This window comes from Streptomyces parvus (assembly GCF_014648875.1).
Taxonomy (GTDB): Bacteria; Actinomycetota; Actinomycetes; order Streptomycetales; family Streptomycetaceae; genus Streptomyces; species Streptomyces parvus.
In genome coordinates, this window is record NZ_BMRY01000005.1 from 491,983 (window position 1) to 517,227 (window position 25,245).

At 72.0% G+C, this 25,245-nt stretch carries 24 protein-coding genes; 15 read left to right on the forward strand and 9 right to left on the reverse strand.

Features of this window, described 5'->3' with window-relative positions:
• Positions 1 to 138: 138 nt before the first annotated feature.
• The 7 genes from IE140_RS19050 to IE140_RS19080 all read left to right on the forward strand — a co-directional run bounded on the left by IE140_RS19050 (position 139) and on the right by IE140_RS19080 (position 7,445).
• Positions 139 to 1,005, forward strand: coding sequence for a DUF3558 domain-containing protein (locus IE140_RS19050; RefSeq protein ID WP_189460556.1), 867 nt, complete (start codon positions 139 to 141; stop codon positions 1,003 to 1,005).
• 194 nt (positions 1,006 to 1,199) lie between these two features.
• Entirely contained in the window at positions 1,200 to 2,003 is an 804-nt protein-coding gene (locus tag IE140_RS19055; RefSeq protein WP_150198126.1) for a DUF3558 domain-containing protein, read from the forward strand.
• 182 nt (positions 2,004 to 2,185) lie between these two features.
• Complete coding sequence (locus IE140_RS19060; protein WP_150198124.1) at positions 2,186 to 2,872, forward strand: hypothetical protein; 687 nt, start codon at positions 2,186 to 2,188, stop codon at positions 2,870 to 2,872.
• A 294-nt stretch (positions 2,873 to 3,166) separates the two neighbouring features.
• Positions 3,167 to 4,975 carry an asparagine synthase-related protein gene (locus IE140_RS19065; protein WP_150198121.1) on the forward strand — a complete coding sequence of 603 codons (1,809 nt, stop codon included), beginning with the start codon at positions 3,167 to 3,169 and terminating at the stop codon, positions 4,973 to 4,975.
• Positions 4,976 to 5,035: 60 nt separating this feature from the next.
• On the forward strand, positions 5,036 to 5,293 hold the full coding sequence (locus IE140_RS19070; RefSeq protein ID WP_065486978.1) for a lasso peptide biosynthesis PqqD family chaperone: 258 nt from the start codon (positions 5,036 to 5,038) through the stop codon (positions 5,291 to 5,293).
• Positions 5,290 to 5,772 carry a lasso peptide biosynthesis B2 protein gene (locus IE140_RS19075; protein WP_150198119.1) on the forward strand — a complete coding sequence of 161 codons (483 nt, stop codon included), beginning with the start codon at positions 5,290 to 5,292 and terminating at the stop codon, positions 5,770 to 5,772. Before IE140_RS19070 ends, IE140_RS19075 begins: the two co-directional genes overlap by 4 nt.
• A gap of 275 nt (positions 5,773 to 6,047) precedes the next feature.
• The gene (locus IE140_RS19080) at positions 6,048 to 7,445 is read left to right on the forward strand and encodes a DUF2637 domain-containing protein (protein ID WP_189460558.1); all 1,398 of its coding nucleotides are present in this window, start codon (positions 6,048 to 6,050) and stop codon (positions 7,443 to 7,445) included.
• Positions 7,446 to 7,525: 80 nt separating this feature from the next.
• Here IE140_RS19080 and lysS read toward each other — a convergent pair whose 3' ends face one another.
• A complete protein-coding gene (lysS, locus tag IE140_RS19085) occupies positions 7,526 to 9,292 on the reverse strand; it encodes a lysine--tRNA ligase (protein WP_150193657.1) in 1,767 nt (588 codons plus the stop codon).
• 135 nt (positions 9,293 to 9,427) lie between these two features.
• Here lysS and argS point away from each other — a divergent pair, with 135 nt between their 5' ends.
• A complete protein-coding gene (gene argS / locus IE140_RS19090; protein ID WP_150193658.1) occupies positions 9,428 to 11,200 on the forward strand; it encodes an arginine--tRNA ligase in 1,773 nt (590 codons plus the stop codon).
• A 78-nt stretch (positions 11,201 to 11,278) separates the two neighbouring features.
• Here the strand turns inward: argS and IE140_RS19095 are convergent, their stop codons facing one another.
• From IE140_RS19095 to IE140_RS19110, 4 genes are all read right to left on the reverse strand, one after another.
• Positions 11,279 to 11,626 carry an antibiotic biosynthesis monooxygenase family protein gene (locus tag IE140_RS19095; protein ID WP_088576849.1) on the reverse strand — a complete coding sequence of 116 codons (348 nt, stop codon included), beginning with the start codon at positions 11,624 to 11,626 and terminating at the stop codon, positions 11,279 to 11,281.
• Positions 11,627 to 11,654: 28 nt separating this feature from the next.
• Complete coding sequence (locus tag IE140_RS19100; RefSeq protein ID WP_032766635.1) at positions 11,655 to 12,095, reverse strand: GvpU-like protein; 441 nt, start codon at positions 12,093 to 12,095, stop codon at positions 11,655 to 11,657.
• 95 nt (positions 12,096 to 12,190) lie between these two features.
• Positions 12,191 to 13,402, reverse strand: coding sequence for a phospholipase D-like domain-containing protein (locus IE140_RS19105; RefSeq protein WP_093438984.1), 1,212 nt, complete (start codon positions 13,400 to 13,402; stop codon positions 12,191 to 12,193).
• A gap of 179 nt (positions 13,403 to 13,581) precedes the next feature.
• Complete coding sequence (locus IE140_RS19110) at positions 13,582 to 14,436, reverse strand: GntR family transcriptional regulator (RefSeq protein WP_093438981.1); 855 nt, start codon at positions 14,434 to 14,436, stop codon at positions 13,582 to 13,584.
• 109 nt (positions 14,437 to 14,545) lie between these two features.
• Here IE140_RS19110 and IE140_RS19115 point away from each other — a divergent pair, with 109 nt between their 5' ends.
• Entirely contained in the window at positions 14,546 to 15,706 is a 1,161-nt protein-coding gene (locus tag IE140_RS19115) for an acyl-CoA dehydrogenase family protein (protein WP_150196744.1), read from the forward strand.
• Positions 15,703 to 16,209 (forward strand): flavin reductase family protein, encoded by a 507-nt coding sequence (locus tag IE140_RS19120; protein ID WP_150196745.1) that lies wholly within the window; start codon positions 15,703 to 15,705, stop codon positions 16,207 to 16,209. The genes IE140_RS19115 and IE140_RS19120 overlap by 4 nt, the downstream gene beginning before the upstream one ends.
• 28 nt (positions 16,210 to 16,237) lie before the next feature.
• Here IE140_RS19120 and IE140_RS19125 read toward each other — a convergent pair whose 3' ends face one another.
• Positions 16,238 to 17,692: a helix-turn-helix domain-containing protein gene (locus IE140_RS19125; protein ID WP_150196746.1), complete on the reverse strand. Its 1,455-nt coding sequence runs from the start codon at positions 17,690 to 17,692 to the stop codon at positions 16,238 to 16,240.
• Positions 17,693 to 17,920: 228 nt separating this feature from the next.
• On the opposite strand from IE140_RS19125, the gene IE140_RS19130 reads away from it, so the two are divergent.
• Positions 17,921 to 18,628: a DUF4232 domain-containing protein gene (locus tag IE140_RS19130; RefSeq protein ID WP_150196747.1), complete on the forward strand. Its 708-nt coding sequence runs from the start codon at positions 17,921 to 17,923 to the stop codon at positions 18,626 to 18,628.
• 28 nt (positions 18,629 to 18,656) lie between these two features.
• Here the strand turns inward: IE140_RS19130 and IE140_RS19135 are convergent, their stop codons facing one another.
• Positions 18,657 to 19,223: a dihydrofolate reductase family protein gene (locus IE140_RS19135; protein WP_150196748.1), complete on the reverse strand. Its 567-nt coding sequence runs from the start codon at positions 19,221 to 19,223 to the stop codon at positions 18,657 to 18,659.
• 84 nt (positions 19,224 to 19,307) lie between these two features.
• Complete coding sequence (locus IE140_RS19140; protein ID WP_189460560.1) at positions 19,308 to 20,168, reverse strand: NAD(P)H-binding protein; 861 nt, start codon at positions 20,166 to 20,168, stop codon at positions 19,308 to 19,310.
• Positions 20,169 to 20,341: 173 nt separating this feature from the next.
• Here IE140_RS19140 and IE140_RS19145 point away from each other — a divergent pair, with 173 nt between their 5' ends.
• From IE140_RS19145 to IE140_RS19160, 4 genes are read left to right on the forward strand one after another with little or no spacing between them, the layout of a single operon-like run.
• Positions 20,342 to 21,175, forward strand: coding sequence for a DUF4253 domain-containing protein (locus IE140_RS19145; protein ID WP_150196749.1), 834 nt, complete (start codon positions 20,342 to 20,344; stop codon positions 21,173 to 21,175).
• Positions 21,154 to 23,211 carry a hypothetical protein gene (locus IE140_RS19150; protein WP_150196750.1) on the forward strand — a complete coding sequence of 686 codons (2,058 nt, stop codon included), beginning with the start codon at positions 21,154 to 21,156 and terminating at the stop codon, positions 23,209 to 23,211. Before IE140_RS19145 ends, IE140_RS19150 begins: the two co-directional genes overlap by 22 nt.
• 48 nt (positions 23,212 to 23,259) lie before the next feature.
• Positions 23,260 to 23,637: a hypothetical protein gene (locus IE140_RS19155; protein ID WP_150196751.1), complete on the forward strand. Its 378-nt coding sequence runs from the start codon at positions 23,260 to 23,262 to the stop codon at positions 23,635 to 23,637.
• An 18-nt stretch (positions 23,638 to 23,655) separates the two neighbouring features.
• On the forward strand, positions 23,656 to 24,135 hold the full coding sequence (locus IE140_RS19160; RefSeq protein WP_010071155.1) for a hypothetical protein: 480 nt from the start codon (positions 23,656 to 23,658) through the stop codon (positions 24,133 to 24,135).
• A 39-nt stretch (positions 24,136 to 24,174) separates the two neighbouring features.
• Here the strand turns inward: IE140_RS19160 and hemB are convergent, their stop codons facing one another.
• Positions 24,175 to 25,179 carry a porphobilinogen synthase gene (gene hemB, locus IE140_RS19165; RefSeq protein WP_150196752.1) on the reverse strand — a complete coding sequence of 335 codons (1,005 nt, stop codon included), beginning with the start codon at positions 25,177 to 25,179 and terminating at the stop codon, positions 24,175 to 24,177.
• Between the last annotated feature and the right edge of the window lie 66 nt (positions 25,180 to 25,245).

Below are 25,245 nucleotides of genomic sequence, written 5' to 3' on the forward strand. Positions count from 1 at the left end.
AAAACCGGTGCCAAGATCGGCAAATCCGTCGGCCGACCGGCATTCACAGCAGCGCGTGCGATACACATTGTGTCCATCGGCCGCCTTCGAGCGGCAACTCGTTTTCCGTACCGAAGGGAGCCTGGGACGGTGCGACACATGGCGTACGTACCCGGCGTCGCGCTTCTCGCAGCGCTCGCCGTCGGCTGCAGCGCCGGCGCCGACAGCGACGCGAACGGCACCGACAGCAAGGCGGGCACCCCGGCGGTCACCCCCGCGCCCCCCGGCAAGTACCTCACCCTGCCCGCCCCCTGCCGGGCCGTGCCGCGCTCCACGCTGAAGGACCTGCTCCCCGGCGCCGCGGAACTGCCCGGGGACCAGCAGGACAAGGTGTTCCGGGGCTCGGCGGCCGTCACGTACGACACGGACCGCAAGGTCGGGTGCAGCTGGAAGGCCGACGGGCCGAACGCCACGCGGAGCCTGTCCATCGACCTCGAACGCGTCGTCTCGTACGACCCCGCCGTCAGCGACGACGACCGCGCCGACACCGTGTACGCGAAGAAGGAGAAGGCCGCCGGCCTGTCCGCCTCGGCGCCCCCCGGGCCGCCCGACGAGAAGGACAAGAAGGGCGAGGCGAGCGAGGGGAGCGGGAAGGCGAAGGATCCGGCTGACGCCGACGCCGACGCCACGGATTCCGCCGACCCCTCGCCCTCCGGAGGCGACGACGCAAACAGCGGTGAAAGCACCGGCGGGACCCCCGGAAGCAGCAGCAGCCCGGAGGAAGCCCTCCCCTCCCGCATCCTCGACGACCTCGGAGATGCCGCATTCCTCCAGGATCTGCCCAAAAAGGCAGGTTCTACCGCACAGCACCACACGGTGAGCGTGGTGTTCCGCACATCGAACGTGGTCGTGACCGTCCGGTACGCCGAGCAGCCGGCCCTCGTCACCCAGGTGCCCGACGGCAAGGAACTTCAGGAGAAGGCCCAGGCACTGGCCCGGAAGCTGGCCGAGACGCTCAGCGAATAGCCCCCCTCCGACGAGCCCCCACCGGCCGGTTCTCCGGTCCTCGGGGGCCTTCGGCGGCGGCGCGGCACGTCGGCCGCCCGTCGTACGGTGGCTGTCCGGAAGACGCACCGACCCGCTACCGAGCCCGCCCGTACACCGCACGGACCGAGACCTCCAGCACCGAGAGCTCCCTGTGCCATCCGAGTGAAGGAACCATGCACCGATCCGCCCCGCGCCTGTCCCGCATCCTCGCCTGCGCCGCCGTTCCGGTGATGCTCGTAGCCGTCGGCTGCTCGTCGGACTCCGGCTCCGACGGCAAGAAGAACGCGGGCTCCTCGTCGTCCGGCACGGCCGGCTCCAAGTCCCCGGAGCCCACCGTCGAACCGGCGAAGTTCGCCGATCTGCCCGACCCGTGCACCTCGATCGGGAAGAAGACGATCGAGGACCTGGTGCCCGACGCCAAGAAGAAGGGCGGCACGGCGGGCGGGTCCACCGACCTGTCGGTCCGCAGCAGCTGCTCCTGGAACGGCCTGGACGACCAGGGCGTCAAGGGCTCGCAGTACCGCTGGATGGACGTCGGCTTCACCCGGTTCGACTCGGACCAGTCGCTGGGCAGCGGCGCCAAGCGCGCCACCGCGGACTACACGAAGCAGGTCACCAAGGCGAAGGGGTCCGAGGGCGCCAAGAAGGTCGCCGCGGAGCCCGCGGCCGGCATCGGCGACGAGGCGACCCTGGTCACGTACGGCCTCAGCAAGACGGACGAGGACTTCGTGTACGCCACCGTCGTGGCGCGTACGGGCAACGTCGTCGTCACCCTGACGTACAACGGCGCGGGCTACGCCGGGGCGAAGACCCCGTCCTCCTCGGACATCGTGAAGGGCGCGCAGAAGGCGGCCGGGGAAGCGGTCGCCGCGGTCGGGAAGACCGCCGGCTCCGGGGGCGCCGACGAGGACTCGGGCAAGGGCGCGGACAAGAGCTCGGACAAGGGCGAGTCCTCCGCGAAGCCGAAGTCGAGCTGACCCCGGCACCCCCAGCACGGCTTTCCCGCGACCCGGCCCTCCCCGAGGGCCGGGTTTCGCACGTTCGGGCAAACCCCGGTGGCATACGCCTGTCACCTTCATGCCAACCCTCCCCCGGTTCCGTTTCGAGCGGGCCGGACGCCGTTACGCTCCACGGCGGACCCCGAGGAAAGGCAAGGGAATTGCGCAATCGAATCGCATTCGCCGCAGCGCTCACGACCGGTCTGGTCGCGCTCACCGCCACCGCCGCCACCGCGGCTCCGGCCGAGCCCGGGACGGCGGCATCCGGCGATACCCGTGCGTGCGGGGACGTGAAGCTGTCCGGCGCCCTGCCCGTTCCGCCCGAAGGCATGGCCGTACGGCAGGACGTCTCCATCGGCCCCGACTGCGAGCCGGTGCTCGGCCCCGCACGGCTGGTGGCGAAGGCCGGCCCGGCGGCGACCGCACGGACGGCCCGGGCCGCCACCCAGGGCGACCGGCAGGTCCGCAGCTGGTCCGAGATGTACGACTGCTGCAACATCCGGATGACGGGGCTCTACACGACGTCCGACTGGAGCTCCGACGGCACGGTGGTCACCGCCTCGTCCACCGAAGCGACCCAGCAGTGGAACCGTGAACCATGGAACGCGGGCTGGTCGCTGAAGTCCTCGGGCACATCCGCCGACTGCGTCGCGAACTGCGCGGTCTCCACCAACGTGGCCGACGCCTCGTTCACCTACAAGGGAATCTTCGACCTGACGGGCAACGTGTACGCCAACACGCACCGCTCCACCGTGGCCCTCAAGGCCGACGGGACCGCGTCCTGCGAGTTCGAGGTCGACCTGAAGAACACGTTCATCGGCTGGAACTGGCAGCGCGGCTGCGAGTGACAGAAACAAAAGCCTTCACTACCCCGGGAGAAATGACCGGGGACGCACATTCCGCTGTGGCACTCACCTGCCACTCCTCTTGATCGGCGCATGGCGGGTCAGCACGATAAGTCTCGCCATGCTCCATCCGCAGAGAGAAAAGGAGTGTCATCCATGAAGAAGGCTGTCTACGAGACCCCTGAGTTCAATGCCGCGGGCTCCTTCCGCAGCGAGACCGGCCTGGTCGTCATCGTCCAGGCCGACTGGAACGCCCCCGGCTGGTTCTAGTACCTCGTTCCTCAGGAGTTGACTGTGATGGATCACGGCACGCCGCATTTCCTGGCCTTTCCCGATCGGGACGATGCGGCGGCCGTGGTCCGTCGCCTGCGTTCCGCGCATCCCGGTCTCAAGTCGGTCGACCACCCTTCCGGCCGCCCCTGGATCCTGGGCAGCTGGGACGACGAGGACCTGGCCGTCGCCCGGGCCGGGCACGATTCCGTGGCGCTGATCGGCACCCTTCCCCGGCTCGGGGGCGCGCTCCAGGACCTGGCCGCCCGCATGAACGGCTCCGCCGCCGCGCTCGACACCCTGCCGTCGGTGCTGCCCGGCGACTTCCACGTACTCGGCAGCGTCGCCGGCGCTCTGCACGTCCAGGGCACCGCCTACGGCACCCGGCGCGTCTACCACGGCCGTGTCGACGGCACGGTGGTCGCCTCGGACCGGGCGCTGCGCCTGGCCGAACTCGTCGGGGCCTCCATCGATATGTCGGCGCTGGCCTGGAAGCTGCTGCTGCCGGTGCCGCGGCACCTGGACGGCCGCACCATGTGGCTCGGCATCGACGCCGTGGAGCCCGGTCTGCGTCTGGTGGTCGGCGCGGGCGACGAGCGGGTCCGCACCGTACGCCGGCACCGGCCGCCCGAGTCCCGGCTGCGGATGGCCGAGGGAGCCGCGGCCGTACGGGAGGCCCTGGTCTCCTCGGTGCGGGCACGCACCCACCGCGGCGGGCTGATGAGCTCCGACCTCTCCGGCGGCCTCGATTCCACCTCGCTCAGCTCGATCGCCGCGGGCCAGCTCGGCGAGGGAGAATTCATCGTCTGCACCAACGGCGGTGACGAATCGATCAACGAGGACGGCCACTGGGCGCGGGTCGCGGCATCCGCCTGGCCGCACGTGGAGCATTACCAGCTCCCTCCCGAGGAACAGCCGCTCTTCTATTCGGGCGCACTCGACACCGCCTGCCGGTCCGATTTCCCCGGAATGATCGCAGTCAGCCGGAAACGCGCGACGATCCTTATGTCTCGCATGGCGGAACGGGGCTCCCGGCTGCACATGGGCGGCCAGGGCGGTGACCATCTGTTCTTCAGTTCCGGATCGCACTATTACAGCCTGCTGACCCGTCGCCCCGTTCTCTCTCTTCAGCGTATTCGCGCATATGGAATTCTTTATGGATGGTCCTGGACCACCGTGCTGCGCCAGCTGTCCAACCGGGGTTCGTACCGCAGCTCGCTGGCCGCCATCGACCTGGACGGGTCGGGCGACCTCGGCTTCAGCGCCCCCGGGCTGAACTGGGTACGCCAGCCCGTGGTGCCGTCCTGGCTCACGGCCGACTGCCGGGAGCTGCTGGCGAAGGAGCTCGCCCGGGTGGTCGCGGAGGCGGAGCCCCGCAGTCCGGTCGTCAGCCGGCATCTGGAGCTGGACAACCTGCTCACCACCACGCTGGACATGGCGTCCACCTGTGACGCCTCCCGGCTCGCCGGAGTGCCGTTGTCCATGCCGTACTTCGACGAGGCCGTGGTGGACGCCGCGCTCTCCGTGCGCGTCGAGGACCGGGCGACCCCCTACGCGTACAAACCGCTGCTGATGGAGGCGATGCGCGGGATCCTTCCGGACGCGTGCCGGGCCCGCACCTCCAAGGCCGAGGGCAGCTTCGACGCGGTCGGCGGCCTCTACCGGCACCGCGCGGAACTCATCGAGCTCTGGCAGGAGAGCGCGCTGGGCAAGGCGGGGCTGATCGACGCCGCCCGTCTCGCGGATCTGTGCAGCCGGCCGGGCACCCCGGACCTGAAGGACGGATCCATCAACTCCACGCTCAGCTGCGAGGTCTGGCTGCGTTCCGTCGCCTGACGAGCGGCAACACGACGAAGCAACGACGGCACCCACCCCACAGACAAGGATGAGCCAGGCATGAAACTGCGTAACCGCAAGCATCTGGTCGTCACCGACACCGACTACGGCGCCGTGCTGCTGGACACCAAGAGCGGGCAGTACTGGCAGCTCAACCCGCCCGGCGCGGTGATCGTCCGGACGTTGCTGGACGGCGAGGGTCCCGACGAGGCGATACGGCGGGTCACCGATCGCTTCGACGTGGAGACCGAGCGGGCCACCACCGATGTGCACGCGCTGATCGAAGCCATGCGCTCGGCCGGGGTGGTGGAGAAGTGAGCGTCACCGTCGCGCTCAACCGTGACCACCGGCCGCGCTCCTGGAAGCTCCGCCTCCAGACCAGGCTCGCCATCTGCCTCGCCCGGATCCTGGCGCTCTTCAAGCCGTACGTGGTGCGCCGCGTGCTGGTCCGGCTGAGCAAGGGGGCGAAGGCCGCCGATGCCGCCGAGATCACGACCGCGCGGGACTCCGTACTCGCCTCCAGCCTCGGGCTGCACGGGCTGCGCGCCTGTCTGCCCCGTTCTCTGGCGACGGCGCTGCTGTGCCGGTTCCGGGGGGCCTGGCCGACCTGGTGCGTGGGGGTGCGCACGGCACCGCCGTTCGCCGCCCACGCCTGGGTCGAGGCCGGGCGGGAGATGATCGGCGAGACGGGCGGCTACGACAGCTACTCGCGGCTGTTCACCGTGCCGCCGACCACGCCGCTTCCCCTCGCGGAGAGCGAACCGGCCACGGAGGACGAGCCGGCCCCGGACCAGTAGGCCCGGCCCACCGGAAGCCCGGCCGTCAGAAGGCCCGTCCCCGGGGGCCGGGACCGTCGGCGGCCGGCCTGAACCCCGGGCGGAAATCCCGTCAGAAACCCCGGCAAGTCGCCGCCATGGCGATCGCCCGGAGCCTCCCGCGCTCCTCCCCGCGCAACGAAACTCGTACACATGTGCCAGGCTGTGCCATCGCCGGGCGTCTGCAGCCTGGCCGAAGAACAGAGCCGGGCGCACACGTCGGGTTCGGGTAACAGAGGTCGGGGAGGGGATCGCTGGTGGCCGCGATGCAGCTGACACGCACGCACCGCATACTCATCGGGGTCGTCGTCGCGGGTGCGGTGGTCATCGCCGCGATCGGGTTCGCGGGCTCCTACGCCGCCGTGCGCGAGCTCGCGGAGGAGAAGGGCTTCGGGACGTTCTCCCTGGTCTTCCCGATCGGCATCGACGCGGGCATCTGCGTCCTGCTCGCCCTGGACCTCCTGCTGACCTGGATGCGGATCCCGTTCCCGATGCTGCGCCAGACGGCGTGGCTGCTGACGGCGGCGACGATCGCGTTCAACGGCGCCGCCTCCTGGCCCGATCCGCTGGGCACCGCGATGCACGCGGTGATCCCGGTGCTGTTCGTCGTCTCCGTCGAGGCCGCCCGGCACGCGGTGGGCCGGATCGCGGACATCACGGCCGACAAGCACATGGAGGGCGTCCGCCTCACCCGCTGGCTGCTCTCGCCGGTCCCCACGTTCAAGCTGTGGCGGCGGATGAAGCTGTGGGAGCTGCGCAGCTACGAGCAGGTGATCAAGCTCGAACAGGACCGGCTGATCTACCAGGCCCGCCTCCAGGCGCGCTTCGGCCGCAACTGGCGGCGCAAGGCTCCGGTCGAGTCGATGATGCCGCTGCGCCTGGCGAAGTACGGTGTCCCGCTCGCCGAGACCGCCCCGGCCGGCCTGGCCGCCGCCGGCATCGAACCGGCCCTGCTGCCTCCGGTGCCCGTCGAGGCCGACCGCCCGAAGGCCGAGCTGAGCCCCGCCGGTCCGGACCGGGCCGCCGAGCCGGTCCACGCCGAGCTGCCGTACGGACCGCAGCCCAGCGCCGAGCACGGGCAGCAGGAGGCCCGGCCGGAACATGCCCATCCCCACCCCCAGCAACAGCAGCCCCAACCCCACCAGCAACAACAGCCCCTGTCGCTCCAGAGGCAGGACCCGCCCGTCCCGCCCACCCACGACAGCCCCTGGTTCGCCGCCCAGAAGCTGCCGGACAACGGCCACGAGAGCGCGTACGACCCGCAGTACGTCGACGGCCCGGAGCCCGGCCCGGTCCAGATCCCCGCGGGCCCCGGCCGCACCCGGCCGCTCGGTGACGTCGGCACGATCGGCGCGGTCCCGCACCCCCGCCAGGAGGAGCAGGCCCCCGAGCCGCCCGAGGTCCCCGACCCCGAGGAGGCCCCGCAGGTGGAGCAGTGGCCCATGGAGGACACCGACTTCGCCCGGGAGGCGTACGAGGTGTTCAGCGAGTACACGGACGCGCAGGGGCAGTACCCGTCCGTGGAGGTCCTGGACATCCACCTCGCCGACACGCGCAACGTCCGTCACCCGCGCTCGACGGAGCTGCTCCAGCAGCTGATGTCGCAGTTCAGGGAGGCCTACGCGCAGCGGCCGACCGCCGAGCAGCCTGCCTGACCCGGCCCCGTACACACGACGAAAGGGCCGCCGCCCGGGAATCCTTCCCGGGCGGCGGCCCTTCGCCGTGTGTACGGGTGTTACGCGCCCAGCAGCCTGCGCACCCGGTCCGCCCCCACCGCGAGCAGCAGCGTGGGCAGGCGCGGGCCCGTGTCGCGGCTGACGAGGAGGCGGTAGAGCAGCGCGAAGAAGGACCGCTGCGCGGCCTTCAGCTCGGGCGTCGGCTTGGCGTCCGGCTCCAGGCCCGCCAGCACCTTCGGCACGCCGTAGACGAGCGTGGTGAGCCCGTCCAGCGACCAGTGGGTGTCCAGGCCCTCCAGGAGGAGGCGCAGGGACTCGCGGCCCCGGTCGTCGAGCGAGCCGAGGAGCTCCTTGTCGGGCTCGTCCCGGACGATGGTGCGGGCCTCGGCCGGGACCTGGGTGGTGATCCAGTTCTCGGCGCGGTCGAGGCGCGGGCGCGCCTCGTCCAGCGAGGTCAGCGGGTTCTCCGGGTCCAGCTCGCTGAGGATGCGCAGCGTCTGGTCCTCGGCGCCGGCGGTGATGTCGGCGACCGAGGCGAGCGTCCGGTACGGCAGGGGGCGCGGGGTGCTCGGAAGCTCCCCGGCGGCCGTGCGGACGGCCCGGGAGTACGCGGCGGCGTCGGCGGGCAGCACGGTGCCGTCGGCGACCTTGCGGCCCAGCGAGTCCCACTCGTCGTACAGCCGCTGGATCTCCTGGTCGAAGGCGATCTTGAACGACTGGTTGGGCTTGCGGCGGGCGTAGAGCCAGCGCAGCAGCGGCGCCTCCATGATCTTCAGCGCGTCGGCCGGGGTGGGCACCCCGCCCTTGCTGCTGGACATCTTGGCCATGCCGGAGATGCCGACGAAGGCGTACATGGGCCCGATGGGCTGCACGCCGTCGAAGACCTCGCGGACGATCTGCCCGCCGACGACGAAGGAGGAGCCGGGCGAGGAGTGGTCGACGCCGCTGGGCTCGAAGATCACGCCCTCGTAGGCCCAGCGCATCGGCCAGTCGACCTTCCAGACCAGCTTGCCGCGGTTGAACTCGCTGAGGCGAACCGTCTCGGCGAAGCCGCAGGCCGAGCAGGTGTAGTTCAGCTCGGTGGTGTCGTCGTCGTAGGAGGTGACGACGGTGAGGTCCTTCTCGCAGTTGCCGCAGTAGGGCTTGTACGGGAAGTAGCCGGCGCTGTTGCCGCTGCCGTCGTCCTCGTCGGCGGCGCCGGAGCCCTCGGCGGCCTCCAGCTCGGCCTCGTCGACCTTCTTCTGCTGCTGCGGCTTCCTGCCGCCCTTGCCCTGGGCCGCGGCCGGGTCCTTCTTGGTCCGGTAGCGGTCGAGGACGGCGTCGATGTCGGCGCGGTGCTTCATCGCGTGCAGGATCTGCTCGCGGTAGGTCCCGGCGGTGTACTGCTCCGTCTGGCTGATTCCGTCGTACTCGACGCCGAGCTCGTCCAGGGCCGCCGTCATGGCGGCCTTGAAGTGCTCGGCCCAGTTCGGGTACGCCGAGCCGGCCGGGGCGGGCACCGAGGTCAGCGGCTTGCCGATGTGCTCGGCCCAGGACGCGTCGACGCCCGGGACGCCGTTCGGGACCTTGCGGTAGCGGTCGTAGTCGTCCCAGGAGATCAGGTGGCGCACGGTGTACCCGCGGCGGCGGATCTCGTCGGCGACCAGGTGCGGGGTCATGACCTCGCGGAGGTTGCCGAGGTGGATCGGGCCCGACGGGGACAGACCGGAGGCGACGACGACCGGTTTGCCAGGCGCACGACGCTCCGATTCGGCGATGACATCGTCCGCGAAGCGGGAGACCCAGTCGGTCTCGGTGCTGGTCTGACTCTCGGCCACGGTCGGCACGTCCTTCTCTCGTTCTGTCGGTCCCAGTGGGTTACCGACCATTCTCCCAGCTACCCCCCGCAGCGCGAAAACGGCTTTACGCCCCGTGGGATACTGGACCGATCCCTTGTACCCCTACGGAAACGGCAGCCAGACATGGCCTCGGTCCCTTCCCTCGCTTCCACGCTCCAGCAGCAGCTGGCGGACGCCCTGACGGCAGCCCTGCCGGATGCCGGCACCGCGGACCCGCTGCTGCGCCGAAGCGACCGGGCCGACTTCCAGGCCAACGGCATCCTGGCGCTCGCCAAGAAGCTCAAGGGCAACCCCCGGGAGCTGGCCGGCCAGGTCACCGCCGCCCTTCCGGCGGGCGAGCTGATCAAGGACATCGAGGTCTCAGGACCCGGCTTCCTCAACATCACCCTCGCGGACCGGGCGATCGTCGAGACGCTGGCCGCCCGGGCCGCCGACACCGAGGGCCGCCTCGGCGTGCCGGTGGCCGCGGGCGCCGGGAAGACGGTCATCGACTACGCCCAGCCCAACGTGGCCAAGGAGATGCACGTCGGCCACCTGCGGTCGGCGGTCATCGGCGACGCGATGGTCCGGATCCTGGAGTTCACCGGCGAGGACGTCGTCCGGCGGCACCACATCGGCGACTGGGGCACCCAGTTCGGCATGCTCATCCAGTATCTGATCGAGCACCCGGGCGCCCTGAAGCACGAGGGCGGCGCGAGCGACGGCGAGGCGGCGATGTCGACGCTGAACCGGGTCTACAAGGCGTCCCGGGCCCTGTTCGACTCGGACGAGGAGTTCAAGGCCCGGTCCCGGGACCGGGTGGTGGCGCTCCAGGCCGGTGACGCGGAGACGCTGGAGCTGTGGCAGGGCTTCGTCGACGAGTCGAAGATCTACTTCCACTCGGTCTTCGACAAGCTCGACATGGAGGTCCGCGACCCCGACATCGTCGGCGAGTCCGGCTACAACGACATGCTGGAGGAGACCTGCCGGATCCTGGAGGAGACGGGTGTCGCCGTCCGCTCCGAGGGTGCGCTGTGCGTGTTCTTCGACGATGTGAAGGGCCCGGACGGCAACAAGGTCCCGCTCATCGTGAAGAAGACGAACGGCGGCTACGGCTACGCGGCGACGGACCTCTCCGCGATCCGGAACCGGGTCCAGGACCTCAAGGCCGACACCCTGCTGTACGTGGTGGACGCCCGGCAGTCGCTGCACTTCAAGATGGTCTTCGAGACGGCCCGGCGGGCCGGCTGGCTGGGCGACGGCGTCAAGGCCGTGCAGCTCGCCTTCGGCACGGTCCTCGGCAAGGACGGCAAGCCGTTCAAGACCCGTGAGGGTACGACGGTCCGGCTGGAGGACCTCCTCGACGAGGCGGTCGCCCGGGCCACCGCGGTCGTCCGGGAGAAGGCCGGGAAGGTGGGCCTGTCCGAGGAGGAGATCGTCGGGAACGGCCGGTACGTCGGCATCGGCGCCGTGAAGTACGCGGACCTGTCGACCTCCGCCGTGCGGGACTACAAGTTCGACCTGGACCAGATGGTGTCGCTGAACGGCGACACGTCGGTCTACCTCCAGTACGCGTACGCGCGGATCCAGTCGATCCTGCGCAAGGCCGGGGACGCGGTTCCGGCCGCCCACCCGGAGCTGGCGCTGGCCCCGGCGGAGCGGGCGCTCGGCCTGCACCTGGACCAGTTCGGCGAGGTGCTGGCCGAGGTGGCCGCGGGCTACGAGCCGCACAAGCTGGCCGCGTATCTGTACCAGCTGGCGTCGCACCTGACGACGTTCTACGACCAGTGCCAGGTGCTCAGCCCGGACAACGCCCCGGAGGTCGTCGAGAACCGGCTCTTCCTGGTCGAGCTGACCGCCCGGACCCTGCACCAGGGGATGGCGCTGCTGGGCATCCGGACGCCCGAGCGGCTCTGACCGCGTCCGCCGTACGTACGTGATCGGCCCCGGCACCTGTTCCGCGGGTACCGGGGCCGACGTGCGTGCAGGGAGGCCCTACGGGGCGGTGAGCTCCACGACGACGTCGTAGACCGCCGGGTTCGGGGTGACCGGCTGCTTCGTCTCCTCGCGCGCGGCGCGGGTCCGGGAGGCGAAGTCGGGGTCGGCGGTCGCGGCCTCCCACGCCTCCTGGCTCTCCCAGTGGGAGACGTTGACGAGCTGGAAGCGGGAGTCCGAGGAGCGGGCCCGGTGCATCCGGGAGTCGATGAAGCCGGGCTTGTCCCGCATGAGGCGGGCCCGCTGTTCCCACTTCCCGACGAACGCGTCGAGTTCGTCGGCGGCTATCTCGAAGACGTTGATGAAGGTGACGGACGAGTCGGGGGCTAAGGCGCTCTCTGTGGTCATGCCGCAACTCTAGGAGCCGGCCGGCCGGCTACTGCGGGCGGCCCAGCGCCCATCCCGACACGTCGGAGAGGCGTCCGCGCCACAGCGGCAGGGAGACCGGCGCCGCGGCCCCGGAGACGAGGGTGACGTCCCGCAGATGGATCCAGCGGGGCAGCCGGGCCGCCCCCGTCTCGTCCTCCTCCGCACGCAGTTCCCGTACGCCCTGGTCGACGGTCTCGGGGAACTCGGCGAGCAGGTTGGCCCCCTCGCCCTCGACCTGCCGCAGGCTCCTGGCCCACTCGGCCTTCCACTGCTCGTGCCCGATGACGTCACCGTGCAGGATGCCGCCGGGGTGCGTGAGGGTGAGGGGCAGGCTGGAGCGCGGTTCCTCGTCCAGGAGCTGGATGAGCAACTGGAGCTGGAGGTCGGGCAGAGGTTCGGTGATCACCGCGGCGGACGGTGCCGGCGAGGTCTCGGCGGTGGCGCTCATGGGCCTGCCCTTCACATGGCGATGGCGGACGACGGTCGTCCTCCCCGCCTGCCCGGCCAGGGCGCGCGCACGCCCCGTGGGCCGGGTCGTCGAGATCAGAGGAACCGGCGGATGGGCATGACGGCCGCTTCCTTGGCCCGCTGGAGGAGGTCGCGGCGCTTCCACCGGCCGCGCTCGATCAGCACGCTCTTGGCGCGGTCCTCCTCGAAGTGGCCGTCGAGGGTGGCGGTGAAGTCCTGGTCGAGGACGGCGAGCATGACCTCCTCGTCGTGGTCGAGGGAGCGCCGGTTGAAGTTGGTGGAGCCGATGAGCGAGGCGACCCGGTCGACGGTGAGGGTCTTGGTGTGCATCATCGTCGGCTGGTACTGGTGGATCTTCACACCGCAGGCGGTCAGGTCCTCGTAGTAGCGCTGCCCGGCGAGCTGGCAGACCCGCTTGTCGGTGTGCGGCCCCGGCAGCAGGATCTCGACCTCCACCCCGCGCGCGGCGGCGTCGCACAGCAGCCCGGTGAAGTAGGCGTCGGGGGCGAAGTAGGCGGTGGTGAGGCGGATGCGTTCCTCGGCGGACTCCAGGACGACCCGGATCAGGGTCTGCATGTCCTGCCAGCCGAAGGAGGCCGAGCCGCGGACGACCTGGACGACCGAGTCGCCGTGGTGCTCCTCGCTGATGAACCGGTCGCGCTCGTCGAACAGCTCGTCGTGGCACTCGGCCCAGTTCTGGGCGAACGCGGCGGCCAGTCCGTCGACGGCGGGCCCGGTGAGCTGGACGTGGGTGTCGCGCCACTCGTGCTCGTTGCGGGCGTCGCCGCACCACTCCTCGGCTATACCGACGCCACCGGTGAACGCGGTCTGCTCGTCGACGACGAGGACCTTGCGGTGGCAGCGGTGGTTCTGCTTGAGCGGTGAGAGGTAGAGGGGCTTGCGGAACCAGGTGACGGTGACCCCGGCCTCGTCCATCATGGCCAGCTGGTCCTTCTCGATGAGCCGCGATCCGAACCCGTCGAGCATGAGCCGCACCCGGACCCCGGCGCGGGCGCGGTCGGCCAGGGCCTCGGCGAACTGGAGGGCGATGTCACCCCGCCAGTAGACGAAGGTCATCAGATCGACGGTGTGCTCCGCCTCACGGATCGCCTTCAGCATCGCGCCGAAGATGGCGTCGCCGTTACGGAGCGGGACGAGGGAGTTCCCCTCGGTCGCGGCGATACCGATCAGCCGCTCCAGTCTGCGTCTGAGTCGCTCGGACCGTTCCTCGCAAGTGCGGTCCTCCGGGGCCGTGCGGTCGGAGGCATCGGCTGCAGTGGCGGACATGAATCACCTGTGGTCTCGCGGGCGGGGCGGCCGCACGCTGCCGTCGCGCGGCGGTGAGGCTGCCAGAACCTCGCAGACTGTACTCCCGAGTTCCGGACATGCGTACGACTGCCTATCGGCCGGCCACAACGATGAACCGATGCACGAACCTTGACTGACGTGTCATTGAATGTCTGGAATCAGCGCCGCTCCTCCTGCCCTCCGCCCACCGCGCCTTCCCCGCCCCCGGCTCCTTCCCCGCCCCCGGCTCCTTCTCCGCCCACCGCGCCTTCTCCGTCCCCCTCGTCCAGCCGGAGCGCCTTGAACCGGCGGCTCGCGGGGCGGCGGCCGCCCCTGCCCCCGGCGGCGGCCCGGCCGATGACGGAGGGCACCACGTTCCCCGGCACCCGCAGGGCGTCCAGCACCTCGGCCAGATGGCGGCTCAGCTCGGCCGACGCGGCGGCCCCGTCCCGGTCCGCCACGGCGTCGCGGACGATCCGGTGGGAGGCCCAGCCCTCGGGCTCGGCCGTCATCACGACGGAGACGAAGGCCAGCATGGTCCGGTACTGGAGCGGCTCCAGTACCTCGATCAGCGTCGCGTGGCCCGACATCAGGGTCAGGGTCCGCAGGAACTCCCGGTGCGCCCGGTTGATCTCCGGCCGGGCCCGCCGATCCAGCGCGTCGAAGCCCTGCTCCAGCGCCCGGTCCAGCGCCGCCAGTTGGTCCGCGTCATGCCGTTCGGCGGCCAGCTCGGCGGCCCAGGGCTCCAGTCGGGCCCGCGCCTCCACGGTCTCGACGATCCGGTCGAGGTCCTCCGGCCCGAGCCGGGGAATGAAGGCCCCCCGGTGCGCGTGCAGTTCGACGAGCCCCCGGCCGGCCAGGCTGCGCAGCGCCTCGCGCACGGGCAGCCGGGACACCCCGAGCGCCTCCGCCACCGCCTCGGTGACGATGTGCTCGCCGGGCCCCAGGCGCAGCCCGAGGATCTCCGCGTTGAGCAGGTCGAAGACGCGCTTCTCGACGGTGGCGGTCGCGGCGGGACGGCGGGGCGGCGGCATGGCCCCCAGTATCCGGTACGGGCGTGGATCGCCGTCGGGCACGGGCGTGGATCGCCGCTGGTCCTCTCGGCCTCTTGACCGGCTGACGTAAATCGGATCCAATCTAACTATGGCTACCCTTACTAACATCGAGCCTGTTGCCGCCGCCCGCGCACTCGCACCCCGCCTGAGGGAGCACGCGGCCGAGGCCGACCGGCTGCGCACCCTGCCCGACGCCACCGTCCGGCTGCTGGACGAAGCACGCCTCTTCGACGTCCTGACCCCCCGGGAGCTGGGCGGCACCGGGCTCGGCTTCGACACGGCGGTCCTGGTCGCCGAGGAGTTGTCGAGGGGGTGCGCGTCCGCCGGCTGGGTGTGCGCGGTGCTGGGCGGCACCGCCTGGGCAGTGGCGCAGATGGCCCCCCGGGCCCGCGAGGAGGTCTTCGCCGGGCCCTCCACCCGGATCGCCCTGCAACTGCGGCTCGGTGGCCCGCCCGCCGAACGCGTCGCGGACGGCTACCTGCTGCACGGCATGCGCGGCCGCTTCTGCTCGGGCATCGACCATGCCGACTGGATCCTCGCCGGGGTGAGCGCGCCGCGCACGGCGGGAGCCGACCCGGAACCGCACTTCGCGCTCCTCCCCCGGGAGCGGACCGAGGGCGTCGACGACTGGCACACCAGCGGCCTGCGCGGCACGGGCAGCCGCTCCTTCACCACGCCCGCCGCACCCGGACTCCTCGTCCCCGAACACCGTGTCCTGCCCCTGAGCGCCCTCGACCCGCTCAACACCTCCCCGTACGGCCGCCCGGACCGCATGGCGCACACCGCCGTCGGCACGGTGGCCCTCGCGGGCGTCCTCCTCGGCACGGCACGGGCCGCCCTGGACGCCCACACGGAGTCCGCCGGCCGCGGCTCGGGGCCCGACGCGCTGGACGTACCCGCGCTCACCGCCACGGTCGATGCGGCCCGTGCCCTGCTCCTCGCCGACCTGAAGGCACTCGCCGACTCCGCGACGCCGGGCGGGAGCCGGGAGGAACGGGCCCGGATGCGCCGGGACATCGCGCACGCCGGGACGCGCTGCCGCGCGGTCGTCAACGCGGTGTACGAGGCCTCGGGTTCGGGCGTGATCTACGACGACGCGCCCCTCCAACGGATCTGGCGCGACGCCAACGCGGCCGCCCAGCACCCCACGTTCGACCTCCGCCGCTGGGGCCCGCCGCACCTGGAAGCGCACACGGAAGCCCGGTCCACCACCGCAACCGCAACCGCACCCCGGGAGACCCCCGCATGAGCACCACCCCGACCACGCGCGCCTCCGACCTGCTGCGCCGCACCCTGCGCGGCCACGCGGCGGGCGTCACCGTGATCACCGTGCCCGGCCCGGCGGGGTTCACCGCGTCCTCGTTCACCTCGGTGTCCCTGGAACCGGCGCTGGTCTCGTTCTACCTGGACGCCGCGTCTTCCGCCGCCCCCGCCGTCCTGCGCGCCGAGCACTTCGCGGTACACCTCCTCAGCACCCGGCACACGGCCCTGGCCCGGACGTTCACCCGCTGGGCCCCCGACCGCTTCGACGCCCCGGGCTGGACCCGCCACCGCCTGGGCCCCCCACTCTTCACCCCGGCGGCGGGCTGGCTGGTGGCCCGGGTGGAGCTGCGGCAGCGCATCGGGGACCACTGGCTGATCGTCGGCGAACCGGCGGACGCGGCACCACCGGACTACACGGCCCTCGCACCCGCCACGCCCCTGACCCATCACAACGGTTCGTTCGCCGCGGCCACCTCCCTGCCGAAGTGACGACGCGGCTCCTCCGCCGGCCCGGGGCTCAGGGCTGACCGGCACGCTCCCAGCCGTGGCCGGGGCCGCCGTGCACGTACTCCGGACGCCCCTTCATCCCGCTCAGCCGGAACGGCTCGCCGCGGTCGTCGATCCGCAGCGTCCCCTCGTTCCCGCCGCTGCTCCACTCCAGCTCCAGGTACCAGCTGACGTCGTAACTCACGGCCTTCATCTCCAGGTTGAAGACCTCCACGTCCTCGGACGACACCTTGTACGGGAAGTCCACCGCCGGAACCTCGATGTCCCCCTGCGTCCCCGGCACCGCCCGGAGAGTGGGATGCCCGGCGTCGAGGTTGGAGGCGAAGGTCTGCGGCGTGATCCCGCTGCCGCAGCCGTTGCCCATCAGATACGCCGACCAGGGCAGCGGTGCTTTACGGGACACCACGCGGACGTTCATCCCCTTCAGGACGACCGCCTCGCGCGAGGTCCCCTGCACGGTGAGCTGGAGCCGCGTGTTCCCGCCCTCGACCCCGCCGTACGACTCCGCCCAGCCGCGCCGGTCCTGCGGCGCGGGCGGCGGGTCGAGCTCGTCGGGCCCCCGGTTCACCAGATAGTGCTGGCCGCAGGGTTCCTCCCAGTTGTACGAGGAGATGCTGACGGCCGGCGGAGCGCCGAGGCCTGTACCGCCTTCGCCGCCCCCGCTCCCGGACTGCCCGGCCCCGGAGCCCGTACCCGCCGAGGGCTTCCCGGGCGGCGCCCCCGACGGGGACCCGGGAGCGCTCGCCGAAGGGTGGGCCGAACTCGGGCTCACGGAGGGCCGGGGCGTGGCCGAGGCGGAGCCCTCCGGCGCGGCGGCAGGGCGCCCGCCCGCGTCCTCCACCCGGTCCGCCGCGCTCCCGCCGCCGTCCGTCCCCGACCCGACGAGATCCACGGCGACGACGGTCCCGGGCACGAGGAGCGCGGCGACTCCGGCGGCGGCGATGAGCACCCGCGTACGCCGGGAGAGCCGGGACCAGCGGGAGCCCGGGACCGCGCCACCACCGGACGTGACGGACAGTTCAGCCGCGTCGGACACCTCGGGCGGCTCCGACACCCCACCCCCCTCAACCGTCTCGACTGCCGCACCCGTCTCGACCGCCTCAGGGACCCCATCAGGCACCTCATCAGGAACAGCGGCAGGAACGGCGGCAGGCACCGCGGCAGGAACGGCGGCCACCGCACCAGCAGGTGCGGTGGCCGCCCCCGTCGAAGGCCGCCGCCGGGCCGCGTCGGCCACGATCCACCGCCGGTGCACCTCCACCAGCTCGTCGCCCGACGCCCCGCACACCCGCGCGAACCGCTCCACCGGAGCGAACTCGTTCGGCACGGCGTCCCCGTTGCAGTACCGGTGGAGGGTCGACGTACTGACGTGCAGCTTCCCCGCGAGCACTCCGTAGCTGCGCCCCGAACGGTCCTTCAGATCCTTGAGCAGAGCCGCGAACTCCACGGCCTCCGGCGTCGCCACGACGGCGTTCCCCTTCCTCGTGCGTCCCGGAACGGCGTTCCAGGGACGCGGAATCCCCGCAGGTCACCGTATGCGTAGACGTTCCAGCATCCCCAATGGTTCGGCAGGCGTTGCGGCCGGATTCCGCCACCCCACAAGCTCGGACCAGACCACAGCAGCACCGCGGCCCGGCCGTTCGACCGGGTCGGCACGTCAACAGATCAACCGAGTACGGGGAGTACCACCGCCATGCGCATCAACCGCATCCGCACCACCGCCATCGCCGCCACCGCCCTCGCGGCCGCCCTCTCGCTCACCGCCTGCGGCGGTGACGACAAGGCCATGGGCACCAAGCCGGCCGGCACCGCCGAGACGGCGACCCCCGCGGCGTCGGACACCGACGGCACGGCACAGCAGGACACGCCGGAGGCCGGCGCACCCGAGACGCAGACCGTCCCCACCCAGGGCAAGCACGCGGGCGGCAACGGCGACAACCGCGGCACGAAGCCGGAGGCCGCACCGAACGCGGAGGCGGCGGCCTCCATCCCGGCCTGCACGCCCGAGAACTCCCGGGTCAAGGTCTCCTCGGTGAGCCGCCCGATCAACCACCTGCTGCTCACGGTGACCAACACCGGCTCCAAGGACTGCGCCGCGTACTACGCGCCGTTCCTCCGCTTCGACGACGCGCAGGCGGTGTACCCGATCCTCGACGACAGCAAGCCGCAGGCCGTCGTCACGCTCTCCCCCGGCGAGGAGGCGTACGCGGGCATCGGACTCCTCGGTGAGCCCGGCGAGGACGAGCCGGTGAAGAGCGAGAACCTCGGCGTGATCATGGTCGACAAGAACAACAAGGCGAAGGGCGAAGCCACGCTGAAGCTCCCGGCGGAGACCTACACGGACAGCCTGGGCTTCGTCACCTACTGGCAGTCGGACGTCGAGACCGCTCTGATGTTCTGAGCACCGCCCTGCCGCCTCGCCACGCCGGTCAGGCCCGGACCGTCTCGTAACGGAGCATCACGACCCCGTTGCCGAAGGTCCGGGTCTCCAGCAGCCGGAGCCGCTGCCGCTCCTCCGTGTCCCGGAAGAAGGGGCGGCCCCGGCCGAGGATGAGCGGATGGACGTAGACCCGGTACTCGTCGATCAGATCGGCCCGCCGGAACGACTCCAGCAGATCCGCCCCGCCGACCGCCAGATCCCCCGGGGCGGCGTCCCGCAGACCGCGCACCTGCTCGGGGTCGACCTCGTGCAGCAGGGTCGCGCCCGGCCCCACGCTCTCCAGGGTCCGGGAGAAGACGTACTTCGGCATGTCCCGCCAGATCCCCGCGAACTCGGCCATCGGCCCCTCGTTGGCCGGGTCCTGATCGGCGGTCGGCCAGAACTCCTCCATCAGCTCGTAGGTGACGCGCCCCTCGACGAAGCCGCCCATGGTCCGGAAGTAGTCGTTGAAGTGCTGGTGCAGTTCCTCGTCAACGGTGTGCCAGTCGATGTCGTGGTCGGGCCCTTCGAAGAATCCGTCGAGGGAGAGCGAGATGGACGTGATGATCCTGTTCACGGCGGCTCCTGCCGGATCGGCCCGGTCGAGCGTGACCGGGGCGGCGCGCAACGAGCCTCGACGATACGTCCGGAAACCGGCGCTTCAGCGGAAGACGTCGACCCGGTCGGCGGCCCACCTCGCGAACGTACGCGCCGGAGCGCCGGTGATGTCCTCCACCGTGGTGGTGATCAGTTCGGAGGCCTGGCGGGCCTCCGCGCCGGCCAGAAGGGCGTCCACCAGGGCGGGCGGCCTGCCGTCGGCGAGCATGCGCTCCCGCGCGACGTCCGGCGGGACCGCCTCGAAGCGCAGGGGCCGGCCGACGGCGTCTCCGATGGCCCGGACCTGCTCCGTCCTGCTCAGCACATGAGGGCCGGTCAGTACGTACGTGGCACCGCCGTGCCCGTCCTCGGTCAGCGCGCGGACCGCGACCGCCGCGATGTCCCGCTCGTCGATCACCGCCGTGGCAGCCGAGTCCGGGCCGCGCACGACGTCGCCGGCCCGGATCTGGGCGGCCCAGCCACGGGCGTTGGAGGCGAACGTGTCCGCCCGCAGCACGGTCCACTCCACCTCGGACTTCTCGATCAGTTCCTCCATGTCGGCGTGCAACTGCCGGATCGGGTCGGTCTGCCGTCCAGCCGTCCTGTCCACGCCGGACGACGAGACGTAGACGACACGGCGGGCATGCCGGCCTATCGCGTCCAGTACGGCGGGGGCGTGCTCGGTCGTCAGGAAGGGCCATACGAGGAAGACGCTTCGGACGCCCGTCAGAGCCGCTTCCAGCATGGCCGGATCGCGCAGGTCGCCGACGACGCCCTCGACGCCTCCCGGCACCCGCTCCGCGCCCTCGTCCGGCACTCCCTGACGCCGCGACAGGGCACGCGGGGCCGCCCCGGCGGCCACGAGCCCGTCGACGACTTCCCTGCCGAGGTTGCCGGTCGATCCGATCACCAGTGTCTTGTCCATGGCCACTTCAACGGGACGAGGCACCGCCTATTCCACTTCCACGACGACGGGCGGGCGGTATGGCGGAAACCGATCCGCGCCCTTCCGCCCGGGACGAGCTCCCGCGGGCCGCCCCGGCTGCGGGGGCCCGCCAGCCCGGCTCGTTGTCAGTGCCCCCGCCTAGGCTCCCCACCATGGCGACGCTCCCGAATCCTCTGCCCGACCTGGCCTCCTCGGGCCTGGTCCTCCCACCCGGCTCCCTGGTGGACGCCACGCTGGACGGCCCCTGGCACGAGCCGCTGCTGTGGTACGCGGACGGCCCGGCGACCCCGCGTGACTGGCCGGACCTGCGGGAGTCCGGGCGGCGGCTGGGGCTGCTGCCGCTGCTGGTCACGGACGGCCGGCGCGACCAGTGGCCGGAGGACTGGGACCTCTGCCCGGACGGCACGTCGTATCCCGGCGACCACGACGCCGAGGAGGTCCTCGCGGGGTACTGGGCGGATGACGCGGACGACGAGCTGGGCGACGGCACGGCGGCCGACGGGAGCGACCAGGACACCCCGCGCTCGGGCTCGTCCTGGCCCGGCCTCGCGCCCGTCCCCGACCGGGAGGCCCCCGAGGACCCGGACACGGCGGCGGCAGGGCTCGCGGGCGTCATCGCCGCCGATGCAGACGAGTGGCTCGGCGGAGCCCGCATCGCCCTCGTCCCGGCCCGCCGCAGCGCCGACATACCGGCGGCGATCGGCTGGTCGGGCCCGATGAACCACGAGAACGACGTGGCCCGGCTCTGCGCGGTGCTCCGCTCCTGGGAGGACCGCTACGACGCCCGGGTCGTGGTGCTCGGCTTCGACACGATGATCGTCTCCGTGGGCCGCCCGCCCGCCACGATCGAGGAGGCCCGCGCTTTGGCCGCCGAGCACTACGCGTTCTGCCCGGACAACATCGACCAGTCCCCGCCGTACGACCTGGACGCCTACGCCGAGAAGGCCTTGCTCAACCAGGAAGCGTGGTCCTTCTGGTGGGACTGAACACGAACCGTCCGGCCGGGCAGCAGTCGGACCTCTCCCGGATCAAGACCTGGTGGCGCACGCTCGGCGGCGACCGCTTCGCCGTCCTGCCTCCCCCGACCCGTGGCCGCTACACGCAGTCCGACGGGCACGAGGACGCGGCGGAGATGTTCGCGACCCGGGGCATCGCCACCGACACCTCCTTCGTGTACTGGCACTGGCAGTCCCACGACGCCTTCGCCCGCTCCGGCGACCTGACCGGCGCGCTCTACCTGCACTGGGGCGGCGACCACGCCACGGTCGCCGCGGGCCTCGGCGACGGACCTCCCGGCTACCGGATCGTCGACAACGGTCCGCGGGGCGCCTTCCAGCTGGACCGGGTCACGGCGGTGGACGCCGACGGGCTGCCCGACCCCGAAGACGATGCGGGCGTACGCCAGTTCCTCGCCCGCGTCGACGAACCCCGCCACCGCACCGCCCGCTCCACGGAGTACGACCCGCTGACCGCCGCCGAAGAACGCTGGCTCCACGACCGGCTGTCGGGCCCCGTGGACCTGGACGCCGCCGTCCGCTTCGCCGCCCCGCTGGAGCACCGGCGGGCGCTGACCCCGGACGAGACGGCACGGCTGCTGCCCGCCTGGCGGGAGGCGTACGCCGGACGGCTCACGGCCTGGCGCGGCTGGCGTTCCGTGCTCCCCGCGCTGCTGCGCCAGGAGCACCCTGAGGTCTGGGAGGTGGCCGCCGAGCTGGGCGCGGAGGCGGCGTACGCCCTCGCCGAACACCCCTCCCCGCGCTCGCTGGAGCTGCTGCGGGCGTGGGCGCTGACCGGTGACGACGGTGCCGTGCGCGGCTGGTTCCGCGCCCACCACGCCCTGCGCGAACCGGACCCGGTGCGCGCCGCCGCCACGCTCTCCGAGGAGCTGACGGCCCACGCCGCGCCCGAGGCCGCGCAGACCGGCCTCCTCCGCGCGCTGCGGGAAGCCGTCACCGACGAGCCCGACACCCGCCGCTCCCCCGCCGACGCGTTCTCCCCCCTGCTCCTCGCCACCATCCGGTTCGCCACCGACGACCGCCTGCCGCGCCCGCTGCGGGTCGCCGCCGCCAAGGCCGCCGCCGACACGGCCGAACGCGTGCGCGAGGCGGCCGGCCGCCTCACCGACGCCGCCGAAGCAGCCGATGCCCTGGCCGCCGTGGAGCGGTACGAGACCGCCCGCGACGACCTCCTCGCGGGCACCGGCCCCGACCTCACCGGCTACGAGGGCGGCCTCGGCGACATCTACCACCGCTACCGCACCCTCTCGCCCGCCGACGTCCGGTGGCTGCGCGACCGGCTGGCCGACCCGTCCACCGGAGTCCAGGGCATCGCGTTCTGCCTCGAACTGCTCCACGCCCACGGCGAAGCCGCCGAAGCGGACCTCGTCGCTCTCCTCCCCCGCTGGAAGAAGGAGCTGACCAAGCAGTACCGCACCACGTACACCGAGTGGCGCCACCCCCTGGTCACCCTGACCTGCCTGGCCCAGGACCTGGGCCATCCGGCCGGCGAAGCGATGCTGGCCTGGTGGGCGAAGCCCAAGCCGCTCTGGAAGGAACCGGTCCGGCTGCTCACCCACCTCGGCGCCCCCACCGAGGAGAAGGCCGCCGAGCTGTGGGAGTTCGTCGTCTCCGGCGGGCACGACACGGGCCATCTGATGACCTGGGTGCTGCTCCGCGCCCGCCTCGACGGCACGCACCCCCTGCACGTGGCGGAGAAGCTGATCGACGAGCCGGGCATCCGCGCGTACGTCCTGCACCGCGTCCTGATCGGGGTGGCCGACCCCGCCCAGCCGCTCTGGCACTACGCGATCGACCCGCGCAGCCACAGCTGGTGGCACCGCGCCCAGGAAGTGGCGGACGACGAACGCCTCTCCGCCGAGGCCCGCGCGATCGGCCTGAAGGCGGCCCGCGAGCACTACGTCACCCGCTACCCGGACCAGGTGCGCCCGGCCCTCACGGAAGGCGAGGTGAAGACGGCTCACGCCTGGCTGGAGGCCCGCGCCGACAGGACCGCGGCGGACTGAGCCCTCGTACTCATGCGGGCGGCGGCCCCACGCGGTTCACTCGGAAACATGAGCGACGACAGGCCCGGGACCGCCCCCGCACTCTCCCCCGACGAAACGCCCGACCCCCGCGCCTGGATCGCCCCGCTGATCTCCTCGGTCGTCACCGTGCCGCTGGGGCTGCTCGCCCTGCTCTACGGGGCGCTCTCCCCCATGGAGTGCGATTCCTGCAACGGCGCGGTGGCCGAGCGCTTCCACGACAGCTGGATGACCGGGTGGACCGTCCTGTGGATCGGCCTGCTCGTCGCCCTGGCCGTGCTGATCGCGAGCTGGGCCCTCCCACACCAACTCCGCTTCGCCGCCCGCCGCGTGGGCCTGGCCCTGGCCGCACCCGCCACCGTGGGGGTCACTTTCGTAGCATTCATGGCACTGGTCGACTGGCCCTGACAGAAAGTGTCCACCCCCATGAACGACACGAACCTCACGACCACGACGGAAGCCGCTTCCGCGGCCGAAGCCGCAGAGCGCCTGATAGCCGAATTCCGTGCGCTGCCCGCCGGCAGCGACCGCAAGCGGGAGATCATCACCGAACTGGACGCCAACGCCCAGGCGCTGCCGTTCCTCGTCTCGGTCGTCGCGGACCCGGGCGAATACGACCTCGCCCGGGTCGAGAGCGCCACCGTCCTGCGCCTGTGGCCCCCGGCGGACCCCGCCCTGCGCCACGAAGCGGGCCGCGCCCTGCTCACCGCGCTGCGTGATCCGGCGGAGGACCTGGTCCGGCAGTACGCGGCGATGTCGCTGGCGCCCTACACCGACGACCCGGTCGTCGCCACGGTCCTGGACACCACCGCGCGGGCCGACGAGGACCCGCTCGTCCGGGACAGCGCCCGCTTCTCCATCAAGGAGGCCCACCGGCTCCAGGAGACCGGAGCGGGTGGGCCGTGATCACGCGGGGGCTCAGCCCCTGCCACCTCCGGCGGAGGCTCAGCCCCTGCCGCGTCCGAGCCACCGGGCCGCCTCGGTCGCCCAGTAGGTGAGGATCATCTGCGCCCCGGCCCGCCGGATCCCGGTCAGGCTCTCCAGGATCGCCTTGTCCCGGTCGATCCAGCCCTTCTCGGCGGCGGCCTCGATCATCGCGTACTCGCCGCTGATCTGGTACGCCGCGACCGGCACGTCCGTGGACTCCGCGACCTTGGCGAGGATGTCCAGATACGGTCCGGCGGGCTTCACCATGACCATGTCCGCGCCCTCCGCCAGGTCCAGCGCCAGCTCCCGCAGCGACTCGCGGGCGTTGGCCGGGTCCTGCTGGTAGGTCTTGCGGTCGCCGGTCAGCGAGGAGCCGACGGCCTCGCGGAAGGGCCCGTAGAAGGCGGAGCTGTACTTCACGGTGTAGGCGAGGATCGACACGTCCTCGTGGCCGGTCTGGTCCAGGGCGTCCCGGATCACGCCGACCTGACCGTCCATCATCCCGCTGGGGCCCACCACATGGGCCCCGGCGTCCGCCTGGACCTGGGCCATCTCCGCGTACCGCTCCAGGGTCGCGTCGTTGTCCACCCGGCCGTCCGCCGTCAGGACCCCGCAGTGGCCGTGGTCGGTGAACTCGTCCAGGCACAGGTCCGACATGACAATGAGGTCGTCGCCGACCTCCTCGCGCACGGCACGCAGAGCGACCTGGAGGATCCCGTCCGGGTCGGTGCCCGCCGTGCCCCTGGCGTCCTTCTTCCCGTCCTCCGGCACCCCGAAGAGCATGATCCCCGAGACCCCGGCCTCCACCGCCTCGACGGCCGCCTTCCGCAGAGTGTCCAGGGTGTGCTGGTGCACGCCGGGCATGGCCGAGACGGCGACCGGGGCGTCGATGCCCTCCCGCACGAACGCGGGGAGGATCAGGTTCGCGGGGTGGAGCCGGGTCTCGGCGACCATCCGCCGCATCGTCGGGGTCGTCCGCAGCCGCCGGGGGCGGGAGCCGGGGAAGTTTGCGTACGCAGTCATCCTTCGACGATAGCCCCGTACGCAGCACGGTCTTGCCGACACCGGTGCCGGGAAAGACGGTGGGCC